The 21,030-nt window shown below is 64.8% G+C and carries 23 protein-coding genes; 11 read left to right on the top strand and 12 right to left on the bottom strand.

The genetic code is table 11. The features are described from left to right. Window positions 1-5: 5 nt before the first annotated feature. Window positions 6-302: a hypothetical protein gene (locus JNB89_RS00350; RefSeq protein WP_013341171.1), complete on the top strand. Its 297-nt coding sequence runs from the start codon at window positions 6-8 to the stop codon at window positions 300-302. A 242-nt stretch (window positions 303-544) separates the two neighbouring features. Here JNB89_RS00350 and JNB89_RS00345 read toward each other — a convergent pair whose 3' ends face one another. The 3 genes from JNB89_RS00345 to JNB89_RS00335 form a co-directional block, all read right to left on the bottom strand. Further along, window positions 545-1,567, bottom strand: a complete 1,023-nt coding sequence (locus JNB89_RS00345) for a class I fructose-bisphosphate aldolase (RefSeq protein ID WP_013341170.1) — start codon at window positions 1,565-1,567, stop codon at window positions 545-547. A gap of 108 nt (window positions 1,568-1,675) precedes the next feature. Beyond that, window positions 1,676-2,095: a secondary thiamine-phosphate synthase enzyme YjbQ gene (locus JNB89_RS00340; RefSeq protein WP_013341169.1), complete on the bottom strand. Its 420-nt coding sequence runs from the start codon at window positions 2,093-2,095 to the stop codon at window positions 1,676-1,678. Window positions 2,096-2,115: 20 nt separating this feature from the next. Further along, on the bottom strand, window positions 2,116-2,436 hold the full coding sequence (locus JNB89_RS00335; protein ID WP_013341168.1) for a thioredoxin family protein: 321 nt from the start codon (window positions 2,434-2,436) through the stop codon (window positions 2,116-2,118). A gap of 337 nt (window positions 2,437-2,773) precedes the next feature. On the opposite strand from JNB89_RS00335, the gene JNB89_RS00330 reads away from it, so the two are divergent. The 3 genes from JNB89_RS00330 (at window position 2,774) to JNB89_RS00320 (ending at window position 6,236) form a co-directional block, all read left to right on the top strand. Then, entirely contained in the window at window positions 2,774-4,117 is a 1,344-nt protein-coding gene (locus JNB89_RS00330) for a sugar efflux transporter (RefSeq protein WP_220360829.1), read from the top strand. Window positions 4,118-4,436: 319 nt separating this feature from the next. After that, a complete protein-coding gene (gene gnd / locus JNB89_RS00325; protein ID WP_135892107.1) occupies window positions 4,437-5,474 on the top strand; it encodes a phosphogluconate dehydrogenase (NAD(+)-dependent, decarboxylating) in 1,038 nt (345 codons plus the stop codon). 45 nt (window positions 5,475-5,519) lie between these two features. After that, the gene (locus JNB89_RS00320) at window positions 5,520-6,236 is read left to right on the top strand and encodes an HAD family hydrolase (RefSeq protein WP_013341165.1); all 717 of its coding nucleotides are present in this window, start codon (window positions 5,520-5,522) and stop codon (window positions 6,234-6,236) included. On the opposite strand, the gene JNB89_RS00315 is transcribed toward JNB89_RS00320, so the two are convergent. Both JNB89_RS00315 and JNB89_RS31215 read right to left on the bottom strand, forming a co-directional pair. Then, window positions 6,233-6,763: an ankyrin repeat domain-containing protein gene (locus JNB89_RS00315; protein ID WP_220360828.1), complete on the bottom strand. Its 531-nt coding sequence runs from the start codon at window positions 6,761-6,763 to the stop codon at window positions 6,233-6,235. The genes JNB89_RS00320 and JNB89_RS00315 overlap by 4 nt on opposite strands. 100 nt (window positions 6,764-6,863) lie before the next feature. Further along, entirely contained in the window at window positions 6,864-6,989 is a 126-nt protein-coding gene (locus JNB89_RS31215) for a hypothetical protein (protein WP_013341163.1), read from the bottom strand. A 334-nt stretch (window positions 6,990-7,323) separates the two neighbouring features. On the opposite strand from JNB89_RS31215, the gene JNB89_RS00310 reads away from it, so the two are divergent. Further along, the gene (locus JNB89_RS00310; RefSeq protein WP_220360827.1) at window positions 7,324-9,717 is read left to right on the top strand and encodes a phosphoketolase family protein; all 2,394 of its coding nucleotides are present in this window, start codon (window positions 7,324-7,326) and stop codon (window positions 9,715-9,717) included. Window positions 9,718-9,729: 12 nt separating this feature from the next. Beyond that, on the top strand, window positions 9,730-10,938 hold the full coding sequence (locus JNB89_RS00305; protein WP_223216662.1) for an acetate/propionate family kinase: 1,209 nt from the start codon (window positions 9,730-9,732) through the stop codon (window positions 10,936-10,938). Between the two features lie 86 nt (window positions 10,939-11,024). Here JNB89_RS00305 and JNB89_RS00300 read toward each other — a convergent pair whose 3' ends face one another. Together JNB89_RS00300 and JNB89_RS00295 are read right to left on the bottom strand one after the other, a co-directional pair. Then, window positions 11,025-11,303 (bottom strand): BON domain-containing protein, encoded by a 279-nt coding sequence (locus JNB89_RS00300; protein ID WP_220361243.1) that lies wholly within the window; start codon window positions 11,301-11,303, stop codon window positions 11,025-11,027. A 92-nt stretch (window positions 11,304-11,395) separates the two neighbouring features. Continuing rightward, window positions 11,396-11,965 (bottom strand): lipocalin family protein, encoded by a 570-nt coding sequence (locus JNB89_RS00295; RefSeq protein WP_222858851.1) that lies wholly within the window; start codon window positions 11,963-11,965, stop codon window positions 11,396-11,398. A gap of 275 nt (window positions 11,966-12,240) precedes the next feature. Between JNB89_RS00295 and JNB89_RS00290 the strand changes: the two genes are divergently transcribed. Then, the gene (locus tag JNB89_RS00290; protein ID WP_013341158.1) at window positions 12,241-12,942 is read left to right on the top strand and encodes a YceH family protein; all 702 of its coding nucleotides are present in this window, start codon (window positions 12,241-12,243) and stop codon (window positions 12,940-12,942) included. A 10-nt stretch (window positions 12,943-12,952) separates the two neighbouring features. Here the strand turns inward: JNB89_RS00290 and JNB89_RS00285 are convergent, their stop codons facing one another. Together JNB89_RS00285 and JNB89_RS00280 are read right to left on the bottom strand one after the other, a co-directional pair. Beyond that, window positions 12,953-13,471 carry an SLATT domain-containing protein gene (locus JNB89_RS00285; RefSeq protein ID WP_013341157.1) on the bottom strand — a complete coding sequence of 173 codons (519 nt, stop codon included), beginning with the start codon at window positions 13,469-13,471 and terminating at the stop codon, window positions 12,953-12,955. Window positions 13,472-13,559: 88 nt separating this feature from the next. Then, window positions 13,560-14,825, bottom strand: a complete 1,266-nt coding sequence (locus JNB89_RS00280; protein WP_220360826.1) for an acyl-CoA dehydrogenase family protein — start codon at window positions 14,823-14,825, stop codon at window positions 13,560-13,562. Between the two features lie 512 nt (window positions 14,826-15,337). Here JNB89_RS00280 and JNB89_RS00275 point away from each other — a divergent pair. Beyond that, window positions 15,338-16,492, top strand: coding sequence for a GNAT family N-acetyltransferase (locus tag JNB89_RS00275; RefSeq protein ID WP_220360825.1), 1,155 nt, complete (start codon window positions 15,338-15,340; stop codon window positions 16,490-16,492). Here JNB89_RS00275 and JNB89_RS00270 read toward each other — a convergent pair. Then, window positions 16,452-16,622, bottom strand: a complete 171-nt coding sequence (locus JNB89_RS00270) for a hypothetical protein (protein ID WP_013341154.1) — start codon at window positions 16,620-16,622, stop codon at window positions 16,452-16,454. The genes JNB89_RS00275 and JNB89_RS00270 overlap by 41 nt on opposite strands. Window positions 16,623-16,826: 204 nt before the next feature. Between JNB89_RS00270 and JNB89_RS00265 the strand changes: the two genes are divergently transcribed. After that, on the top strand, window positions 16,827-17,552 hold the full coding sequence (locus tag JNB89_RS00265; RefSeq protein ID WP_223216661.1) for a UdgX family uracil-DNA binding protein: 726 nt from the start codon (window positions 16,827-16,829) through the stop codon (window positions 17,550-17,552). Between the two features lie 18 nt (window positions 17,553-17,570). On the opposite strand, the gene JNB89_RS00260 is transcribed toward JNB89_RS00265, so the two are convergent. Beyond that, window positions 17,571-18,479 (bottom strand): DUF72 domain-containing protein, encoded by a 909-nt coding sequence (locus tag JNB89_RS00260; protein WP_220360823.1) that lies wholly within the window; start codon window positions 18,477-18,479, stop codon window positions 17,571-17,573. A 222-nt stretch (window positions 18,480-18,701) separates the two neighbouring features. Between JNB89_RS00260 and JNB89_RS00255 the strand changes: the two genes are divergently transcribed. Together JNB89_RS00255 and JNB89_RS00250 are read left to right on the top strand one after the other, a co-directional pair. Continuing rightward, complete coding sequence (locus JNB89_RS00255) at window positions 18,702-19,007, top strand: DUF6566 family protein (protein ID WP_135892115.1); 306 nt, start codon at window positions 18,702-18,704, stop codon at window positions 19,005-19,007. Further along, on the top strand, window positions 19,007-19,492 hold the full coding sequence (locus JNB89_RS00250; protein ID WP_220360822.1) for a hypothetical protein: 486 nt from the start codon (window positions 19,007-19,009) through the stop codon (window positions 19,490-19,492). The genes JNB89_RS00255 and JNB89_RS00250 overlap by 1 nt, the downstream gene beginning before the upstream one ends. Window positions 19,493-19,612: 120 nt before the next feature. Here JNB89_RS00250 and JNB89_RS00245 read toward each other — a convergent pair whose 3' ends face one another. Then, a complete protein-coding gene (locus JNB89_RS00245) occupies window positions 19,613-21,022 on the bottom strand; it encodes an HD domain-containing phosphohydrolase (protein WP_220360821.1) in 1,410 nt (469 codons plus the stop codon). Window positions 21,023-21,030 lie beyond the last annotated feature (8 nt).

Genomic DNA, 21,030 nt, shown 5'->3' with positions numbered 1-21,030 from the left:
CACTCATGATGATCAAGAAGGCATTGCTTGTTACCACACTGCTCGCGGCTTCGTCACTGGCGATCGCGCAAGGCGCGGGCGGCTCCGGCGGTGGTGCCGGCGGCGGTCCGGCCGGCAACGACCCGAGCACGAGCGCCGGTGCGAATGCATCGTCCCGCGAAGGCGGCGACATGCAGGGATCGGGGACCTCGCATTCGAAGATGAAGAAGCACTCGTCAAAGTCGTCGAAGAAAATGAAGCCCGCCACCGACACCACCAACATGCCGGGCGCCAACGCGAGCAGCGACACGAAGGGACAATAACGGCGCGGTTGCGTGAGTGAAGCGGAACAGGACGGCATTAGAGCAGGAATAAGGCTTCACTCACGCGCCACGCGCGGCGTGGCTAATCCGCGGACGATCCACGCGCAATCAACCGAAACGGGGGACGCTGTGGATATCGCGCGGAGAAGCCACGGGCAAACCGCGGAGATGCCACGGACGAGCCAAGGACAACCCACGCCCCAACCAAACAGCCTGCTTTCGCGTCAGCAAACGCCAGTCTGCTAGTCCTGATTTTCCTGCGCTGCGTCGTACTTGCCGAGTGCCGCGGCGCTGTTCAGACGCGCGCGTTTCAGGAGCGCCTGCTGTGCTTCCTTCACCTGAGCCGCAGCGCCTTTCCACGCCTGCAACGGCGGTTCCTGCAACGCACGTCCATACGAGAAGCTCAGGTTCCAGGGCAGCGGTCCGAGGCGATTCATTGCGTCGAGATTGGCAGTCGCTTCCTCCGGCGTTTGTCCGCCCGAAAGAAACACGATGCCGGGCACGGCCGCCGGCACGGTGCGTTTCAGAACCCGCAGCGTGTGAGCCGCAATCTCCGCAGTAGACGAGGGCCGCGCGCTTTCCGAACCGGCGAGCACCATGCTCGGCTTGAGCAGAATATGCTCGAGCACCACGCGGTGCCGGTGCAGCGCATGAAACACCTCGTGCAGCACTGCTTCGGTCACTTCCGCGCTGCGCTCGATGGTGTGGTCGCCGTCCATCAGCACCTCGGGCTCGACAATCGGCACGATGCCCGCTTCCTGCGAGATCGCCGCATAGCGTGCAAGCGAGTCTGCATTGGCTTCGATCGCGAGACGGCTCGGCAGATTAGCCGCGATGTTGTAGACCGCGCGCCACTTCGCAAAGCGCGCGCCTTGCTGTTTGTAATCGACGAAGCGCCGCGCGAGGCCGTCCAGCCCCTCGGTGATTTCGTCGCCCGGAGCGTGGGCAAGCGCAACCTTGCCGAGGTCGACCTTGATGCCAGGCACGATGCCGTTTCTCGCGGCGAGCTCCGCGAACGGTGTTCCGTCGTCGGCTTTCTGGCCGAGCGTTTCCTGGTAAAGAATGACGCCGCTCACATACTCGCCGAGGCCCGGCGTGCTGAGCAGCAGGTTGCGATACGCGCGGCGGTTTTCTTCCGTCGACTCGATGCCGATGGTCTTGAAGCGTTTGGCGATGGTCGGGCCGCTTTCGTCGGCGGCAAGCAGCCCCTTGCCTGGCTGAACCATGGCCTCGACGGTGGCTTGCAGTTCGCTGCGGGTGTCCATGAGATGTGCTCCCTTTGTTCCGGTTGCTAAAAAAATCTGGTGGTCGCGGCCCGTGGCTGAGCGCTGCGTTTCGGCTTATTTGCCGATCACTTGCCGCTCACTTGCCGATTACTCGCCGATCAGATGCAACACGATGTCGCGATGCTGCGTATGACGCCGATGCTCGAACAGATACAGCCCTTGCCATGTGCCGAGCACCATCTGCCCATGCTCGACGGGTACGCTCAACTGCACCTGCGTCAATGCCGTGCGCAGATGCGCGGGCATGTCGTCCGGGCCTTCGGCGTCGTGCTCGTAGCGTTGCTCGTCTTCAGGCGCGAGGCTCGCGAAGTAGCGCTCCAGATCGCGCTGTACCGACGGGTCCGCGTTTTCCTGGATCAACAACGATGCCGACGTATGACGGCAAAAGAGCGTCAGCAGCCCGGTCTGAATCTGCTGCGCCGCGACAAAACGGCGGGCTTCGGCGGTGAACTCGACGAGCCCGCGAGTGCGTGCCTTGACGCTCAGGTGATGAATGGCCTGCCTCATGATGAACGCGTTCTGCTCCGTTAAAGCGACGCGAATGCGTCCGAAATCTGCTCGACGCTGGTGGGGCGCACGATGCGCGCGACTTCGGCGCCGTCGCGCATGAAGATCAGCGTGGGCCACAGCTTGACCTTGAACGAGCGGCCGAGCGGGCGGCCCGGGCCGTCTTCGATTTTCATGTGTCTCACGCCGGCATGCGCTTCGAAAGCCTTGGCAATGGAAGGCTGCGCTCCCTGGCAGTAGCCGCACCAGTCCGTGCCGAATTCGATTACGGTCGCACCCGGCAACGCGTCGATTTCGGCTCTGGTGGGGGCGTGGGTGGAATAGGGTTTCCGGGTTGCCATGCATGCTCCGCTGCGGATTGAGTGATGCGCCGTGAACGTTTCGAGGGCGACACTGCGCCGCCCTCGACACGCGCTGCACGTTGTTTGATAAGAGTACCAGCTATTGGTTCGAGAGAGCCTGGCGGCGGACACGAGCCGCGCCGCGCGTGTCGCAGTCTTGTTCCGGTTCACGCTCACATCGGCCGGCAGGCGCACGCTGCAAATTTGGGATACACCCCGACGCCTTTACGCGCCCACAGGAGCGGTCGATAATGCCCCGTTCATTCCCGCCACGAAGCTTGCCCGGCGCGCCGCACTTCGCCTCGCAGGCTTGCCTCTCCAGAGCACACCGCCGCCCGTGTTGAAAAACTCGCGTTTCCTTGGTCTGCTGCACATTCCCGGCTTTAAGCCACTTGCTGCCGCCACGCTGATGCTCGGCGTGGCCATGTCGTTCACTGCGCCGTATCTGTCGTTATTCGGCGTGGAGCGTGCCGGCATGACGCCGTTCCGGCTCGGCGTTTTCATGACGCTGATCGCGGCGAGCGGCGTGCTCGCCAGCACCTTCGCGGGCCGCTCGTGCGATGCAAGTGGACGCCATCGGCCCATGTTGCTGCTCGCGCTGGTGCTCGCCGCGCTCGGCTACCTGTGCTTATGCGTGGTGCGTGACTACCGCCTGTTGCTGATTGTCGGCGTTGTGTTCATCGGCGCAGGCGGCTCGGCCATTTCGATGGTGTTCTCCTTCAGCCGCGCCGCGTTGCCCGTGCCCGACGCGGCCGAGCGTGCATTTGCCAGCGCGACGCTGCGCACGATCCTCTCGGCGGCCTGGGTATTTGGTCCGTCCGTAGGCGCGCTCGTGCTCGCGGCGAGCAGTTTTACCGGGCTCTTTCTATTCGCCGCCGCGAGCTTCGCGGCGTGCGCGGCGATCGTCTGGCGCATGCGGGAGCCGCAGGGACATCTCGGCGACCACACGGTGGAGGACACCGCGTCGGAGCCGTCGGCCTCCATCACCGTGCCGCCGCTCACGGAGCCCGGCCCGGATGCGCACGAGGACCTGCCCGGCGTTGCATCGGCAAACGACATTGGCCGTGCCGTCGCCGCGCTGACCTTGCTCGGGCTTGCCGCGAACGCCACGATGATCGTGTTGCCGCTCTATATCGTGCATGGTCTGCAAGGCACGCATCTCGACGTATCCGTCATGCTCGGCCTCGGCGCATTGACGGAGATTCCAATGATGCTTGCGCTCGGCGCGAAATCTTCGCGGCTGCACAAGCCGAACTGGTTGGCGGCATGCGCGGCGGTTCACGCGGCGTATTTCGTCGGCATGTCGCTCGCGGGGAATGTGCAGGTGCTGATTCCGATGCAGATTCTCAACGCGTTCGTGGTCGCCGTGACTTCGTGCCTCGGCATGACCTACGTGCAGGACCTGATGCCGCTTGCGCCCGGCCGCGCCACGGCGCTCTTCTTCAATGCGGCGCGGGTCGGCTCGATTCTGTCGGGCGTGCTGTCCGGCTTGCTGGTGCAGGCGTTCGGCTATCGCGGCACGTTTCTCTTTTGCGGACTGCTCGCGTTGTGCGCGCTGGTGCTGTTTGCGGTGCCGGGGTATCGCTATCCGCTCATGTGGCGGGCAGTGCGGCGCTTCGCGCGCATGCAGTACGACGCGTTCAGGGCAAGGCGTTCGGTGCGCCGCGGGCGCGAGCTTTGAGCGCGGCGAAGGGAACTTTACGCCGCTCACAACCTCTGCAATGAGGCGTATCGTAGCCGGAGCACCGGCGCTGAGACAGGGTCGATCAGGCCATGCCGCGCGCGCAACGGATTCACGTCTCGCAGACAACGCAACAAGCAAAGAACTGGCATAAGCAAACAACTGCCACAAGCAAACACGCAGCGGACGAACACGCAACAGGCGAACAACGCAACAGGCGAACAACGCAACAGGCGAACAACGCAGCAGGCGAACAGCCGCCACATCGGCATCTGACTAAAACCACGCAGCATCGCAAGGCACTTTCGGGAGCGGTGAAATGCAGCTAGGCATGATCGGATTGGGACGCATGGGGGCCGACATGGTGCGGCGCCTCACGCAGGGCGCGCAGCAGTGCATTGTCTACGACGTGCAGCCCGCCGCCGTCGAGCGGCTCGTGCAGGAAGGCGTAAGCGGCGCGTCGTCGCTGGAAGACCTGGTGGCGAGGCTCGACAAGCCGCGCGCCGTGTGGCTGATGGTGCCCGCCGCAGTGGTCGACGGCACGCTGGAAAAGCTGGTGCCGCTGCTCGATCCGGGCGACATCGTGATAGACGGCGGCAACTCCTATTATCACGACGACATTCGCCGCGGCGCCGAGCTCGCCGCGCGCCAGTTGCATTACGTGGATGTCGGCACGAGCGGCGGCGTGGCGGGCCGCGAGCGCGGCTATTGCCTGATGATCGGCGGCGAAGCGCAGGTGGTGGCGCGGCTCGAGCCGATCTTTGCGGCGCTCGCGCCGGGCGCGGCCGCCGCGCCCGCCACGCCAGGGCGCACGCCAGGCAGCAGTACGGCGGAGCAGGGCTTCCTACATTGCGGTCCGCTCGGCGCGGGGCACTTCGTCAAGATGGTCCACAACGGCATAGAGTACGGTCTGATGGCCGCTTATGCCGAGGGCCTCAACATTCTGCGTCACGCCGACGCCGGCAAGCACGCGCGCGAGGCGGACGCCGAAACCTCGCCGCTGCGCCGCCCCGAGTTTTATCAGTACGATCTGAATCTGGCCGATATCGCCGAAGTATGGCGGCGCGGCAGTGTGATCGGCTCGTGGTTGCTCGACCTGATCGCGGGAACGCTCGCCGGCGACGCCGATCTGCAACGCTACGCGGGCCGCGTCTCCGATTCCGGCGAAGGGCGCTGGACTATGGCGGCGGCCATCGACGAAGGCGTGCCGGCACCGGTGCTCAGCGCCGCGCTCTTCGCGCGTTTCAGCTCGCGCGGCGAAGCGGACTTCGCCAACCGCGTGCTGTCCGCCATGCGCCATGACTTCGGCGGCCACCTCGAAAAGCCCGCCGAGCCGCCGCAAAACCCGCAGGGCTGAGCATTTACCAGCTCACCGCAACAGCACCATTCACCGGAGCCGCACATGCCAGCCGCACAAGTCACCAGCAGCACGGCCGCGAGAAGCGCGCCGCACGAGGTCGTGTTCCTGTTCGATTGCGACAACACCTTGCTCGACAACGATCACGTGCTCTCGGACCTGCGCGCCCACATGATGCGCGAGTTCGGCACCGACAACAGCACGCGCTACTGGGAAATCTTCGAGCAGTTGCGCAGCGAACTCGGCTACGCCGACTATCTCGGCGCGCTGCAGCGCTACCGCACCGAGCATCCGCGGGACACGCGGCTGTTGCTGATGTCGTCATTCCTGATCGACTATCCGTTTGCGAACCGGCTCTATCCCGGCGCGCTCGATGCGTTGCGCCACGTCGGCCAGTATGGACCCACGGTGATCCTCTCTGACGGGGACGTGGTTTTCCAGCCGCGCAAGGTCGCGCGCTCGGGCTTGTGGGAGGAAGTCGAGGGCCGGGTGCTGATCTACATTCACAAGGAACTGATGCTCGACCAGGTGATGGAGTGCTACCCGGCGCGCCACTATGTGATGGTCGACGACAAACTGCGCATTCTTACCGCCATGAAGAAAGCCTGGGGCGGCAGGCTCACGACGGTGTTTCCGCGCCAGGGCCATTACGCGCTGGACCCGAAGGAGATACTGAGCAATCCCCAGGCAGATGTCACCGTCGAGCGGATCGGCGATCTTGCCCAGCTTGACGTTAAGACGCTGCTGGCCGGTAAGAGCTAGCTGCTGCCCAACTTCGCCTGTGCGTCGGCGGCGCCCATTCTGCGCGCGGCGTCCAGCGCGCTCGCGCCGCTTGCGTCGCGAGCGTCCGGATTCGCGCCGTGTGCGATCAGCAGGTCCATGATCGCAGTGCGATTGAACATGGCCGCCACCATCAGCGCGGTGCGGCCGTCCGGCGAAGCGCCTTCCACGTCCGCGCCATGCGCGAGCAGCGTCTGCACCACACCCTCGAAGCCCTTGAACGCCGCGCCTGCAAGAGGCGTCTGGCCGTTGTTGTTGCGCAGGTCCGGGTCGGCGCCGCGTTCGAGCAGCGTACGCACCGCGTCCATGTGTCCGTGATAGCTTGCGAGCATCACCAGACTGTCGCCGTTGTCGTTGCGCAAATTCGGCGGCACGCCTTTTTCGATCACGGCGGCGAGCATCGCGGCGTCGCCACGGCGCGCGAGGTCGAACACCTGCTGCGCGAGCTCGATCAGTTGCGGGTCGACAGGTTGACCCGAAGGCGAAGAGGAGTCGGCCGGATTCGTCAATGAAAGCTCCTTGCAGGAATGCCGCGCGGCTTCGCGCGTGAACACCGGCAGCATACACAGTTTGGGCCGCCGGCGCGCTGTGCGTGCCGGCTAACAGGTTTCAGAGGTGGCCGAACAGCTTCACCAGCAGGCCGAACACGCCGACCAGCACGGCCACGCCCGCGCACAGCAGAACGAGCGTGAGAAGAAGAACGAGCGGTGCTTTCAGACGGTTGGATGTCGGCATGATGAATGTGTATGGTTAAGGACGAGCAACACGATACCCCGTAGCCCCGTTGCACAGCTTAAGCGTTTCGCCGGATCTCTGCAGTTTGCCTGGCGCAGGACTTGCGGCGCGGCGCCCGGTCCGCCCGCTTTGAGCACGATCAAACTTTGCGCCGGCTTTTCACGAACCATGATGTACGCATCCGGTCACACGGCTGACGACCGACGCTTAACGGCACGAGCCGCTGCATCGAGTGTTTCGCTCCACACGCCTGTCATGTCCCGTGCATGACGCTCTTCGGCACAGCTTCGAATGCCCGCCAACCTGCCTGACAGTCCTTACGAGGAGTGACGCCATGGCTGAAGCAGTCTTCCATCCCACCCCGTCGCAAACGCTGGACCCCGAAACGCTGCGCAACATGGATCGCTACTGGCGCGCATGCAATTACCTGTCCGCCGGCATGATCTACCTGCGCGACAATCCGTTGCTGCGCGAGCCGCTTGCGCCCGAGCACATCAAGAATCGCCTGTTGGGACATTGGGGCTCGGACCCTGGACAGAGCTTCCTGCTCGTGCACCTGAACCGGCTCATCAAGAAGCTCGATCTCAACATGATCTACGTGTCGGGCCCCGGACATGGTGCGCCGGCCACGCTCGCGAACTGCTATCTCGAGGGGCATTACTCGGAAATCTACCCTGACCGCAGCGAAGATGAAGCCGGCATGCGGCGCTTTTTCCGGCAATTCTCGTTTCCGGGCGGCATCGGTTCGCACTGCACGCCGGAAACGCCGGGCTCCATTCACGAAGGCGGCGAGCTGGGCTACAGCCTGTCGCACGGCTATGGCGCGGCTTTCGACAATCCCGACTTGATCGTCACGGTGATGATCGGCGACGGCGAGGCCGAAACCGGTCCGCTCGCCACCTCGTGGCATTCGAACAAGTTCCTCAACCCGGTACGCGACGGCGCCGTGCTGCCGGTGCTGCATCTGAACGGCTACAAGATCGCCAACCCCACAGTGCTGGCGCGCATTCCGCGTGAGGAACTGGAGGCGCTTCTCACCGGTTACGGCCATAAACCGTATTTTGTCGAAGGCGACGAACCAGAGTCGATGCATCAGCAGATGGCGGCCACGCTCGAAAAATGCATCGGCGAGATCCGGGCGATCCAGCAGCATGCGCGCGCGAACAACGACGCCACGCGCCCGCGCTGGCCGATGATCGTGCTGCGCTCGCCCAAAGGCTGGACCGGCCCCAAGGAAGTGGACGGCCACAAGGTGGAAGGCTCATGGCGCGCGCACCAGGTGCCGATTGCCGACCCGGCGACCAACCCCGCGAGCCTCGCACTGGTCGAGGCGTGGCTGCGCAGTTATGAGCCCGAGTCGCTGTTCGACGAAACCGGGCGGCTTGTCGAGGAGTTGCGCGAACTCGCGCCAAAGGGCGCACGCCGCATCAGCGCGAATCCGCATGCGAACGGCGGGGTGCTGTGCAAGATGCTGGACATGCCCGCGTTTCGCGACTATGCGGTCGAGGTGAAGCGGCCGGCGTCCACATACTCGTCGCCGACCCAGGTGCTGGGCACGTTCTTGCGCGACGTGATGCGCAGGAACATGAACAACTTCCGTGTCTTCGGGCCCGACGAGACGGCAAGCAACAAGCTCACGGCCATCTACGAAGCCTCGGACAAGACCTGGCTGGCCGACTCGCAGCCGAACGACGCCGACGGCGGCGCGCTGTCGCCCGACGGCCGCGTGATGGAAATGCTGAGCGAACACACGCTGGAAGGCTGGTTCGAAGGTTACGTGCTGACCGGCCGGCACGGCCTTTTTGCCACTTACGAGGCCTTCGTGCACGTGATCGATTCGATGTTCAACCAGCACGCCAAGTGGCTCGAAAAAGCCAAGCGCGAACTGGGTTGGCGCCAGCCCGTGCCGTCGATCAACCTGCTGATCACGTCGCTTGTCTGGCGTCAGGACCACAACGGTTTCACGCATCAGGACCCCGGTTTTCTCGACGTGGTGACCAACAAAAGCCCCGACGTAGTGCGTATTTATCTGCCGCCCGACGCGAACTGCCTGTTGAGCGTGGCCGATCACTGCCTGCGCTCGCGCGACTACGTGAACGTGATCGTGTCGGACAAGCAGCCGCATTTGCAGTATCTCGACATGGAGTCGGCCGTCACGCATTGCACCAAGGGCATCGGCATCTGGGAGTGGGCGTCCACCGACCAGGGCGCCGAGCCGGACGTGGTGATCGCCTGCGCGGGCGACATTGCGACCATGGAAGCGCTCGCCGCCGTGCAGATTCTCAAGCAGCACTTTGGCAACCTGAAGATCCGCTTTGTCAATGTGGTGGACCTGTTCCGCTTGATGCCCGAGCATGCGCATCCGCATGGACTGTCGAGCCGCGACTTCGATTCGCTGTTCACCACCAGCAAGCCGGTGATTTTCAATTTCCATTCGTATGCGTCGCTGGTTCACAAGCTGACCTATAACCGCACTAATCACGACAATCTGCATGTGCATGGCTATCACGAGAAGGGCAACATCAATACGCCGCTCGAACTCGCGATCATCAACCAGGTGGACCGCTTTTCTCTGGCTATCGACGTGATCGACCGCGTGCCGAAGCTGCGCGGTGTCGGCGATCACACGAAGGAGTGGCTGCGCGGACAGATCATCGAGCATCTCGCCTATGCGCATGCCGAGGGCATCGACAAGGAAGAGATCCGCAACTGGACGTGGACTGACTGAGCGAGGCGCGTGATGAATCCGGACAACGGCGCGCATGGAGGCGCTCGCAATGGCGCCCACGAAGGCGCTACCAACGGCACGCACGGAGGCGCTTTGGGGCAAACCATTCTGGTGTTGAACAGCGGCTCGTCGTCGTTGAAGTTTGGCCTGTTCGCGTACGCGGACGGCGACGAGTCGCTGCTGCTCGAAGGCAGCGCGCAAGGCATCGGCCGCGGCGACGGCAGCTTGCGAATCTCGGCGCCCGACGGCCGTGTGCTCGTGCGCGAGGAGCATGTGCTCGAGTCGCAAACGGATGCGTTGCAAAAGCTCTCGGCCGTGCTGGCCGGGCAGCACCATGCGCAACCGGTGGCGGTCGGCCACCGGGTCGTGCACGGCGGGCCGCATCTGAGAACGCATCAGCGGCTCACGCCCGAGGTGCGCCGCCGCCTCGCCGATGCTATACATTTCGCGCCTTTGCATATTCCGCCGGCACTCGCGTTGATCGACGAAGCGCAAAAGATTTTCGGCGGCGCGGCCCACTTTGCCTGCTTCGACACGGCGTTTCATGCGACGCTGCCGCCGCGTGCGGCGCAGCTCCCATTGCCGCGGCGCTATGGGCAAGCCGGCGTGATTCGCTATGGGTTTCACGGCCTCTCGTATGAATCGCTCGTCACGCAGTTGGGCGCGGCGTTGCCGCCTCGCGCCGTGTTCGCTCATCTCGGCAACGGTTCGAGCGTGTGCGCATTGCAGGACGGCAAGTCGGTCGATACGTCGATGGGCATGACGCCCACGGGCGGCGTACCGATGGGCACGCGCTGCGGCGACCTCGATCCTGGCGTTTTGCTGTATCTGCTGCGAGTCGAGAAGCTCGACGCCGATGCGCTCGAAACGCTGCTCAACCGCCATAGCGGCCTCGCCGGCTACGCCGATGGCGAGAGCGACATGCAGGCGCTCGAACAACGCGCAGCGGCAGGGGACGCGCATGCGGCGCTGGCGCTCGATGCGTTCGCGGCCGCGGTGCGTAAGACCATTGGCGGATATGCGGCCTTGCTGGGCGGCATCGATCTACTGGTGTTGACCGGCGGCATTGGCGAGCACAGCGCAGGCATGCGCAAACGGATTTGCGAGGGGCTGGCGTTTCTCGGTCTTCGCGAGGACGACCCGGCGGGCAGGGTGAGGGTGCTGCATACGGAAGAGGAGAAACAGATCGCGAGGCATTGCCGCGCGTTGATGCGTGGGTGAGTGAGGTTGGCAGCGGGCGTGAGGTCCGCGGTCCGACGCCGAGGCTAGCGGCTAGAGGCTCGACGCCCGATACCCGATACCCGCCCTCAGCCCGCTTTCACCACCAACCGATCGCACACGCCGCTCACGCCGAACAGGCGCGCTACGTCCTCGAGCGCCGCGAGCTTTTGCGCAAGCCGTTCCAGTTCACCGTAAAGCGTCACGCGGCCGTCACGCACGTCGACTTCGACCGTGCGCGGGGGCACAGCGGCGTCCCATGCGAGACGCCTCGTTGCCTCCGCGGCGATCGTGGCGTCGCTCAGGCGCGCGCCGTTGGCGTCGTCGGAGTCTTCATCGTGCGGCGTGGCAAAGCGCGAACGGGTCATGGCGGTCGAATAAAGCAGTCGCGGGTCCACGGTGGCGGACATGCCGCGACGATAGCACGCGGACAGATCCCGCACACTGCGTTGCCGCGGTCTCACGCGTGCTGTGTGATGCGCAGCATCGAAGTATCGTAGCCAAGTGCACGCACGCGCTCGATCAGCGCCTCTTTCAGGCTGGCGGCCGGTCTGGCTTCGCGCGTGAGAATCCACAGGTAGCGTCCGCCCGGTGCGCCGACTATCGACCAACTGTAGTCGTCCGCGTGATCGAGCACCCAGTAATCGCCGAAGAAGAACGGCCCGAAGAACGAAACCTTCAGCTTCGCGTTGCCCGAGCCGGCCACGACCTTCGCGCGCCCCCTGGAGACGTCGAGTGGTCCCTCAATACCGCCTTTGCGGCAACTATTGGTGACGTCGATCAGGCCGTCTTCGCGAGCGGCGTAGTCGGCGGTTACGGCCTCGCAGTTCTTTTCGAAGCGGTTGTCATAGCGCGCGAACTCGTACCAGCGGCCCAGGTAGCGCGCGAGGTCGACTGGTTTGGCCGGCTCCGGCACCCGCGCATTGCCGCTCTTGCCGGCGGGGCTGAGCGCGCAGGCGCCAAGCAGGCAGACAGCGCCCACCGCGAGCGAGATAGCGCTTGCGCGCAGGACTAATCGGGAAGAACGCATAGGTATTGAACACTCCATGTCGACAAACAGCGGACAGGCAAGCAGGCAATATGCCCAGCGGCGTGGTGTTCGGCCATCGCGATCAGCGGCCTTGCCCACCACCCGCGCGGGGCAAGGGGTCCTGCGGCACACCTTCGGCGCGTGCGCCGCCTCCTCGATTCACGCCGCCAGCCCGCAGCCGTTTATCATAGTGCCCACAACCAGAAACCCGCCGCCTCGCTGTGCAATGGTAAGGCGTTTCATTGACCACCATAGCGGCCTGTCCGCTACATCAGATGAATTCGACTCCCGACGTTCCCTCGCGCCCCTCTATCCGTGCGTTGACCCTGCTCGAAGGGCGCGTGCTCGGCGTGCTCGTCGAAAAACAGCACACCGTGCCCGACAGTTACCCGCTTTCGCTCAACGCGCTGACCTTGGGCTGCAATCAGAAGACCGGCCGCTCGCCGGTCATGAACGCGACCGAAGCCGAAGTGCTCACGGCGCTCGACGGCCTGAAGCGGCTAAGCCTCGTCATGGAAGGCAGCAGCAGTCGCGTACCGCGTTTCGAACACAACATGAACCGCGTGCTCGGTCTGCCGAGCCAATCCGCGGCGCTGCTCACCACCTTGCTGCTGCGCGGCCCGCAGACGGCGGCCGAGTTGCGTTTGAACAGCGCGCGCCTGCATGGCTTTGCCGACATTTCGTCGGTCGAGGCGTTTCTCGATGAACTCGCCGCCAACGAACCGCCGCGCGTCGTCAAGCTGCCTCGCACGCCAGGCGAGCGCGAGCATCGGTGGATGCATCTGCTGTGCGGCGAAGTGAGCGCGAGCGAGTTCGCGCAGTCCGCCGCGAGTGCGGACGAAAGCGTGCCGCTCTCCGCGTTCGAGGCCTTGAAGGCCGAGCAGAAACGACTCGCCGACGAAGTCAGCCGGCTTCAGGCAGTAGTGCGGCGCATGGCCGCCGAACTGGGTATCGACGCGAACGATCTCGATGTGTGAGCGACGCCGCTCACGCATCGGTGCTGCGCCGCGGATCGGTGGATAACGCGCGCTGTGTGCGGTAGAAGTTGCGCGGCGGCACATTCGGCGAGTCTTGCGCGAGCCGGTCCAGCTCTTCGCGTATCGCGCTCAGGTAGTGGCCGTTGAGCGCATCCGCATCGCCGGCGAACACCGCTTCGAGCCGCCGCCGCACCGCGCCGTAGCGCGCGCCTGCGGCCCGATGTTTTTCCGCGCGTTCCGCATAACGCAGATAGGTTTGCAGCGCCGAAGAGACAGCGGCGACCACGCTCACGAGGCCGACCAGCAGCCTGATTTCGAACGACACGCCGCTCGTGTTCAGTGAAGCGAACACGGCCGTCCCCACGAACGCGGCCAGCACGGTGACGAGCCAGCCCATCTGACGGTCGCGCGCCGACAGCAGGTCGGCCATGTCGTAGTGACTCATCTGGGATTCGCGGGCGCGGCGGATCCACTTCAGCAGCAACTGCTGTTCGTCGACGGGCGGTTCGTAGGCTGGCAGATTTTTCATGGGGCTCGTCAGGGCAGGCGTGCCGCGCGCGATGCGCGTGCACTGACGTTACTGTGCCACATGAAGGCGCGGCCCGAAGTCTGCTGATTCAGGCAGCCACGGCCGCCGTGCGCGCTACGCCGAAGCGCTCGTTGTGCGGATTGCCGTTCAGATAGAAGTCGCCAATGGCGGCCTCGCGAATAATGGCCGGATTGTGCGACGCGAGCACCCGCGCGTTGCGCCAGTAACGGTCGAAGCGCCGTGTTTCGCTGGTGGCCGAAGCGCCGCCTGCTTCAAAGAGCAGCGTGGCGGCCTGCAAAGTCTGCTCGATGACGATCTGCTGCGCCTGAAAGGTCTGAATGTCGAGGCGAAAATATGTCTCTTCCGTTGTGCGGCCCTGCTGCCGTGTGACCACTACGTCGTCAATCGCGCGCGCGAGCGAAGCCGTGATGCTTTGCGTCGAATAGGCGAGGCTTGCGAGTCTGCCTATCACGCGTTGCACGAGCGGATTGTCGCGCGGACTGGATTCGCCTGGGATACCGAAGGTTCTCGTTTTACCCCGCGTAAATGCGACCGCGTCGCGCAGCGCGGCCCGGCTAATGCCGGCGAGATTCGCCACGTGCAGCGCCTGATAGTAGGAGGTGAGCACGCTGTTGCGACGCGGCGCGGACGCGTCGTAGCGCCGGTATATGTTTTCGGCCGTCACCGGCACGTGCGTGAAGCGCGCGGTGCCGCTGCCTGTCAGGCGCTGACCGAATCCGTCCCAGTCGTCGATACGTTCGAGGCCTGGCGCATCCGTGCGCACGAGCACGCGCACGTCGCTCTGTCCATCGTGCGCGGCGACGTCCACCCAGTCCGCATAGAGCGTGCCGGTGGTGTAGTACTTTTCTCCGTCCAGATGCCACGCGCCGCCGCTCTGGGTCAGACGCACGCTATTGCTCGTGACGGCGGTGCGCTCGGCCACGGCGCCGCCGATTATCTGTCCTTGCGCGATGCGCGTGAACCAGCGCTCGCGCAGCGCGTCGTCGCCATATTCGAGCAGCGATTCGATGAAACCGCCGTGCACGCGCAGAATCTGCGGCAGGTTCGAGTCCGCTTCGCCGAGGCGTGTGACGAGGGCGAGGAACTCGCTGAGCGAGACGCCTTCGCCGCCGTACTCGACGGGCACGCGCAGCTTCGTATAGCCGGCCTCGCGCAGCCACTCGACCGGCGCGTAGGCCAGCTCGCGGTGCCGTTCGCGATGCACCGCGCCCTGGGCAATGCGCTCGAAGACGGGTGCGAAACGGCGCGTGAGGGGACTGTCGTCGAAAAGCTGCGCGGCGTCGGCAATGCCAGCCACATGCGGCGCAGCGTCATGCGAGATAGGTGCGGACATGGGTTCTCCATTGAGGCGCGCAATGCGCAATCCGGCAACGGTACGGCATACGGCACGCCCGGAGCAACGAAGCATTTGGCCGATTCTTAGCAGTAGAAGCGAAATGGTCGCGGGCGGCGGGCGGTGCTCAGGGCTTGTCGCGGGTTAGGTATTGAGGGTGGGCGACATCCTCGTCCGTGCACCCTCTACAGTCGCCTCTCGCCCGTCGCTCATTGCGAATTGCCTGCCGCTCATCGCTCGTCCCGCATTACCCGTCCCGCATTCCCATCGCTCGTTGCGCGTCACGCATCACACAGTGCCCATTGTCCAGGCCATTGCCCATGACCATCGCTCGTCCCGCATGAGCAGCCAAGCGTGCGGCCGCGCACACACGCCGCCACGCGCGAGGTGCATGCTCGTCGTCAGCTTTGCGCGAAGTCGCGCCGGCAAGCGGACGCTGCCGGTGCGCAGCCATGCCGCGCACGCTGAGCGCCCGAGAAAGCGGCGAGCGCGCCCGCACCCTGTGAGATGGTATGAACAAGACAACGCCTCGCGCACGCCGCTACGACGTGATCACCGACGAAGCGCAATTTCGCGCGCTACAGCCCGAATGGGACAGACTGTGGACGCGCGCGCAAGGCCACTACTATCAATCGTTCAGCTATTGCTGGCTGGCATGGCAGCATGTGTCGAAGCCGCACGGACGTCTGCTCCGATGCATCGTCGGCCGCGAGGCCGGGCAACTGGTCGTGGTCTGGCCGCTCGAAGCCGTCAAGCGCGCGTTCTGGACCTACGTCGTGCCGCTCGGACCGGAAGGCGGCGACTATACGAGCGTGCTCGTTGCCGACGACCCGTCGGCCACGGCGCTCATAGAAGGCGCCTGGAACACTGCGCGCCGGCGCTGCGGCGCGGACTTCATCCATCTGCCTTACGTGCGCGAGAGGCTCCACCTGCACACGCTAATCTCGCGCGCGCGGCACGTGCTCTTTACCGAGGCACATCAGGCGTCGGCCGCGCGATTGCGCGGGCAGGGCGCGTGGGACGACTATTGCCGCTCGCTTGGCACCCTGTTCGGCAAGCGGCCCGGCACGTTCGCCAAACGTCTGTCGAAGGAAGGCACGGTCGCGGTGCGCGTGCTCGATCCCGCCGAGGAGCGCGAGACGGCCTCGCTCATCGAATGGATGTTCAACTGCAAGCGCAACTGGAGCGACCGCGTCGGCAAACGCAGTGTATGGCTCGACTCGAGTGCGTTCGAACTGTTTCTCGGCAAGCTGATTCATTCGGGCGAGGTGCCGTCGATCGCGCGCCTCATCGTCGTGACGCTGAACGACGCGCCGGTTGCGGGGATTATCGTCAGCCTGGGCAACCCGTGGGCGAGCGCGATTTTCGCCGGCTACGATCCCTATTACGGACGCTGTTGCCCGGGCCTCATCGCGGTCGAGCAATGCGTGAAGTGGGCGTTCGACAACGGCTACGACCTCGACTTCGGCGTCGGGGCCGAGCGCTTCAAGGCGTATTGGGCGCACGGAGAAGCGTCGCGCGCGTGGACCACGCAGATCGTCAACTCGAGCTGGGGACTGCTCGCGATCCACGCACGGCGCTTCGTCCGCGCGCTCGCGTCTGGCGCGCGCAGGCTCACGCAGCGCGCTACGAGCGGTCGCGATTGCGCGCTCGCGTCGCGCCGGTGATCACCGCGATGCCGAACAGAATCACAGCCACGATCGCGATGACATGCTGCGCGACATGAAGCGCCATCAATCCCCAAGCCACGCCGCCGATAAAAATGATCCATCCGACCAGGTAGATAAGCAGGGTCATCGTTGTTCTCCTTGTGATTTCGGCTCCTGGCGCCGGCAGCCTGCTGTGAAGAAATTACCGTGCGCCCCGATGGGCCGCCGATCGCGTCACGGTGCCGTCGCGCATACGTCGCGCGCCGCTACCGCAAGACGTCAGCGGGCCTATCTTTAAGCACATTGCGCGCCTGAGCCTGCTGTCGCCACGAGCGCGTGGCCGGAACGACGTTTGCTTGCCGTCGTTATCCTCACGATCCATTCACGAGCGAGAAGCGCAACGCGACGAATCATGGCCACTACCCGGCGCACAGCCAAAAGCACGCCAGCGGCAGAAGGTGAAACCGCCGCGAGCCCCGAGGTCCATCCCGACCAGCAACCCGCAACGCTCGACGCTTGCCGCCGCTGCGCGTTGTGGGCCAATGCGACGCAGGGCGTGCCCGGCGCGGGTCCAAAACGCGCGCCGATCATGATGGTCGGCGAGCAGCCCGGCGACAAGGAGGACTTGGCGGGCCTGCCGTTTGTCGGACCGGCCGGCGCATTGCTCGACGATGCGCTTGCCGAGGCAGGCGTTGCACGCAAGGAAGTGTATGTGACCAACGCCGTGAAGCACTTCAAGTGGACGCCACGCGGCAAGCGCCGCATGCATAAAACACCGGCGCAACGCGAGGTGGACGCGTGCCACTACTGGCTGGAGCGGGAGCTCGAAAACGTGGGCGCCCATGTGATCGTGGCGTTGGGCGCCACTGCGTTGAAGGCGGTGCTCGAAGATCCGAAGTCGCGCTTGCAGGATTCGATCGGCACGGTCATTGAACATGGCGACCGTCTGGTGGTCGCGACTTATCACCCGTCGTTTGCTCTGCGGGCGCCGGACCCCGAAACGCGCCAGCGTGCCTACGCGGCGATTGTCGCCGCACTGCAGGACGCCAAAAAGCTTGCGCAGCGGCACAAAAAATAGCCGAGGCCCGACCGGCTGTCAGGCCGCTGCTTCGTGCGCGTGCAATCCAAGGCGCTCCATCAATCTTTGCGCGTCGAAGGGCGCGTTCGTCTTTGCGTCGTTGTCGAAGTAGCAGTACACATCACGCGTTTGCGCGCGAGGCGGCTGCAGTTGCGGCGCGGCAAGACGCGCATCGGCGGGTTGCGCGCCGCGGCTCCATGCCTCTATCCTGCGCGCCCAGCGTTCGAGCGATGCATCGGAGTACTCGCCTGAGTATTTGGTTTCGGTGCCGTGCAGCCGTATGTAGACGAAGCCTGCGCTCAGATCCTCGAACTGCGGCCACGCTTCAGTCGAATCCGACACGACGAGCGCAACCTTGTGGCGACGCAGCAGCCTGACGAATGCCGGATCGACGAAGCTCTCGTGACGCACTTCCACCGCGTGCAGCAGCTTGCGCTTGCGGTCGATCTGCAGATACGGCGTCTTCACGCGCTGATCGTGCTGCTGTGCTAGCGCGAGCGCAGCTTCCGTGTCGCGCGGCAGCAGGCTCAGAAACCGCTCCATGTGCTCAGGGTCGAAGCGCAGCGATGGTGGAAACTGCCACAGTATCGGCCCCAGCTTGTCCTTCAGCGCAAGCAGCCCTTGCGCGAAGAAATTCGCGCATGCGACGGTGGCTGTTTCGTCGCGAAAGCGCAGCAGGTGCGTCAGGTAGCGCGCGCCCTTCACGCTGAACACGAAACCCGGCGGCGTTTGCGCATACCAGTGCTGCCAACTGTCGAGCGATTGCAGGCTGTAGTGCGTGCCGTTGATTTCGATTGTCTGCATGAGGCCCGCCGCGTACTGCAGCTCGTTGGCCTGCTTCAGGCCCTTCGGATAGAACGTTCCGCGCCACCCTTTGTAGCGCCAGCCTGAAATGCCGATGTGAATCCCGCCTGATGTGCTTTTCACGTCCCTGTCCGAATGGTCTTGGAATCGAGGTGTGGACCACGAGGGCAGCAATGCGCGTGCCATCGCACGGCACACGCGTTGCTGCAACGGCGTAATAGGACCATGCACGCGCACACGGCTGATCGCACGACCTAAGGGGCGATGCATGGCTTCACGCACGGCTTCACGCGGCGCGCAACCGCCTCGCGCAATGCATGGCGCGCAAACACTCTGGAGGTACGCATGGCAGGCACGGATATTCGCAGCACGGACCTGGAGACGCACAGCGACGGCACGATGCGCGTCAAGCATCGCGGCGTGGACATCGTGGTCAGCGCCAAGCAGAACGACCGCGGCGCGTGGATAGCGCTAATCGAGGCGTCGGTGGATGGCCAACCGTTCCCGCTGCCCGACGTGGAACCGGTCACGCCGGAATGGACCACGCACGCCGAGGCCCTGCGCGACGGTGTGGAGCGCGGCTGTTATCTGGTCGAGCGAAGGGCCGGGCACGGCCTCGAAGATTCCGCGCACGGTTCGGGAGCAAGCTGATGAACCACCTCGTCAACCTCATCTGCCGTGCGACGGTGTCGGGCACTGCGGCGGGCGGCGCCGCAGCCGTCACGGCGGGCGCGCGGGCGCGCGCCGACGGCAGCACGCCTTACGCGCCGCTCAACGCAGTCACCCATTGCCTATGGCCGCGCCGCGCATTCAGCGAGACGGGTCCAAGCGCGCGCTTCACGCTGACGGGGCTCGCAATCCACCAGGCGTCGGCGATTTTCTGGGGCGTGCTGTTTGAAGGACTGCTGGAGCGCTGGCAATGCCGCGTGAGGCGCCGCGCGGGCGTGGCGGAAATCGCCGCGACCGCTGCGACCACCGCGGCAATCGCCTATACCGTCGACTATCACGCGGTGCCGAGCCGCCTCACGCCCGGCTTCGAGGCGCATCTGTCGAAGCGCTCGATGTTTTATGTGTACGCCGCGCTTGCGGCCGGTTTCGCGGCAGCCGCGCTTTATCGCAGCAACGACAGCGACTGAACCGCGCGCGCAACGGGACCGGCGCGGGTAGCAGGATCTCACGCCGGTGCCCGGCTTGGCGCCGAAGTTCAGGCCAGAAGTTCAGGCCCGAAGTTCAGGCGTGAAGTTCGGGCCAGAAGTTCAGACCGCTTCCGCCTTGCGCGCATCCGCCGCGCGCTCCACCAGAATCACGAACGGCTCGCCTTCGTGCAGCTCATAGCGGCGAATCTGCGCGACCTGGTCGGCGGACAGCACCTTGCCCTTGGTCATCAGCAGCGTGCCGCGCGAGGTGCGCAGGTCGTCGGCGAGTTTCATGCCTTCCCTCAGGTGTGAGGCGTCGACGCGGTCGGGCACGCCTTCGGGCGTCAATTCGGCGTGCTTCGTCAGCAGCTCGATGTATTTCTCCGCGATCGCGGGATCGTAGCGAATTCCGCTTTGCGCGCGCACGGTGGAGATAATCTGCGCGTCGCTCATCTTTTGCGGGGCGATCACGCCGATGCGCAGATCTTCCGCGTCGCGCGCGAGCGCCAGCACGCGCGCGCCGAGCGGAATCAGTCCGCCGATCAGGCCATCCGGCGTGCCGCGCCCGTCGTAACGTTCGTACTGGTGACGGATCATGGTCTGCACGCCGCTCAGTTGCGACACGGGCGTGAGCGCCATCTGCCCGTGCAGAGGATGAAGCTGATACAGCTTCGCCTCCTGCGGTTGCAGCTTCGCGATAGGCGTTTTCAGCAACGCATCGGGCAGAAACAGTTTGCCGATGCCGTGCAGCAAACCGGCCATCAGCAGTTCGTTGCACGCGTAGTCGCTCAAGCCGAGCGCGGCGCCCAGCTGTCGGGCCGTTTCGCCGATGCGCGCGGAATGGCCGGGCAAGCCGCAGCGCATTTCGACCATGTTCGCGCACACCTTCACCATCGTCAGAAAGTTGCTTTTCAGGTCCTGCTGCGCGCCTTCGAGAAACATCACAGTCTGACGTATTTCCTCGGTGCGTGCGTGGACCTCGCGCTCCAGTTCCATGTTGAACGACGCCAGCTTGCCGTTCTGCTCCTGCAGCAGCGCGGTGAGCCGCTCGGCCTTGCGGTGCAGCGCGAGCTGTTCGAGCGCGCGCTGGATGGTCAGCAGCAGGTCCTGGTCGTCCCAGGGCTTGTGCAGGTAGTGATAGACGTGGCCTTCGTTGACTGCGCGCACCACGGCATCCACTTCGGAATAGCCGGTAAGCAGAATGCGAATCGCGTCGGGCGTCATGGTGCGCGAGCGCGCGAGGAACTCGGCGCCGTCCATGTTCGGCATGCGCATGTCGGAGATGATCACGTCGACTTGCGCCGATTCGAGCAGCGCGAGCGCTTCCGCGCCGCTGTTCGCGCTCAGCACCTCGTACTTCAATGGGCGCAGCAGGCGTTTGAGCGACGAGATCACACCGGGCTCGTCGTCCACCAGCAGCAGGGTGGGAACCGGTGCGGCATCTGTATCGGCGGCAGCGGGCGACACAGGCTCCGCCAGTTCGACGTTGCCGGGCGCGCCCGGCGTAGCGCTTGCCAGAAGTTCAGACATGATTAACC

The organism is Paraburkholderia phenoliruptrix, from assembly GCF_019511605.1.
GTDB lineage: Bacteria > Pseudomonadota > Gammaproteobacteria > Burkholderiales > Burkholderiaceae > Paraburkholderia > Paraburkholderia phenoliruptrix_A.
Note: the sequence above shows the minus strand (reverse complement) of the source record. Positions and strands in the feature narration are given on the sequence as shown.

Coding starts and splice junctions, on each gene's coding strand:
- JNB89_RS00255 (WP_135892115.1), top strand. CDS start 18,702: ATGGCAGGCACGGATATTCGCAGCACGGACCTGGAGACGCACAGCGAC.
- gnd (WP_135892107.1), top strand. CDS start 4,437: ATGCAGCTAGGCATGATCGGATTGGGACGCATGGGGGCCGACATGGTG.
- JNB89_RS00245 (WP_220360821.1), bottom strand. CDS start 21,022: ATGTCTGAACTTCTGGCAAGCGCTACGCCGGGCGCGCCCGGCAACGTC.
- JNB89_RS00275 (WP_220360825.1), top strand. CDS start 15,338: ATGAACAAGACAACGCCTCGCGCACGCCGCTACGACGTGATCACCGAC.
- JNB89_RS00340 (WP_013341169.1), bottom strand. CDS start 2,095: ATGAGGCAGGCCATTCATCACCTGAGCGTCAAGGCACGCACTCGCGGG.
- JNB89_RS00310 (WP_220360827.1), top strand. CDS start 7,324: ATGGCTGAAGCAGTCTTCCATCCCACCCCGTCGCAAACGCTGGACCCC.
- JNB89_RS31215 (WP_013341163.1), bottom strand. CDS start 6,989: ATGCCGACATCCAACCGTCTGAAAGCACCGCTCGTTCTTCTTCTCACG.
- JNB89_RS00290 (WP_013341158.1), top strand. CDS start 12,241: ATGAATTCGACTCCCGACGTTCCCTCGCGCCCCTCTATCCGTGCGTTG.
- JNB89_RS00250 (WP_220360822.1), top strand. CDS start 19,007: ATGAACCACCTCGTCAACCTCATCTGCCGTGCGACGGTGTCGGGCACT.
- JNB89_RS00295 (WP_222858851.1), bottom strand. CDS start 11,965: ATGCGTTCTTCCCGATTAGTCCTGCGCGCAAGCGCTATCTCGCTCGCG.
- JNB89_RS00350 (WP_013341171.1), top strand. CDS start 6: ATGATGATCAAGAAGGCATTGCTTGTTACCACACTGCTCGCGGCTTCG.
- JNB89_RS00270 (WP_013341154.1), bottom strand. CDS start 16,622: ATGACCCTGCTTATCTACCTGGTCGGATGGATCATTTTTATCGGCGGC.
- JNB89_RS00305 (WP_223216662.1), top strand. CDS start 9,730: ATGAATCCGGACAACGGCGCGCATGGAGGCGCTCGCAATGGCGCCCAC.
- JNB89_RS00280 (WP_220360826.1), bottom strand. CDS start 14,825: ATGTCCGCACCTATCTCGCATGACGCTGCGCCGCATGTGGCTGGCATT.
- JNB89_RS00300 (WP_220361243.1), bottom strand. CDS start 11,303: ATGACCCGTTCGCGCTTTGCCACGCCGCACGATGAAGACTCCGACGAC.
- JNB89_RS00345 (WP_013341170.1), bottom strand. CDS start 1,567: ATGGACACCCGCAGCGAACTGCAAGCCACCGTCGAGGCCATGGTTCAG.
- JNB89_RS00335 (WP_013341168.1), bottom strand. CDS start 2,436: ATGGCAACCCGGAAACCCTATTCCACCCACGCCCCCACCAGAGCCGAA.
- JNB89_RS00320 (WP_013341165.1), top strand. CDS start 5,520: ATGCCAGCCGCACAAGTCACCAGCAGCACGGCCGCGAGAAGCGCGCCG.
- JNB89_RS00285 (WP_013341157.1), bottom strand. CDS start 13,471: ATGAAAAATCTGCCAGCCTACGAACCGCCCGTCGACGAACAGCAGTTG.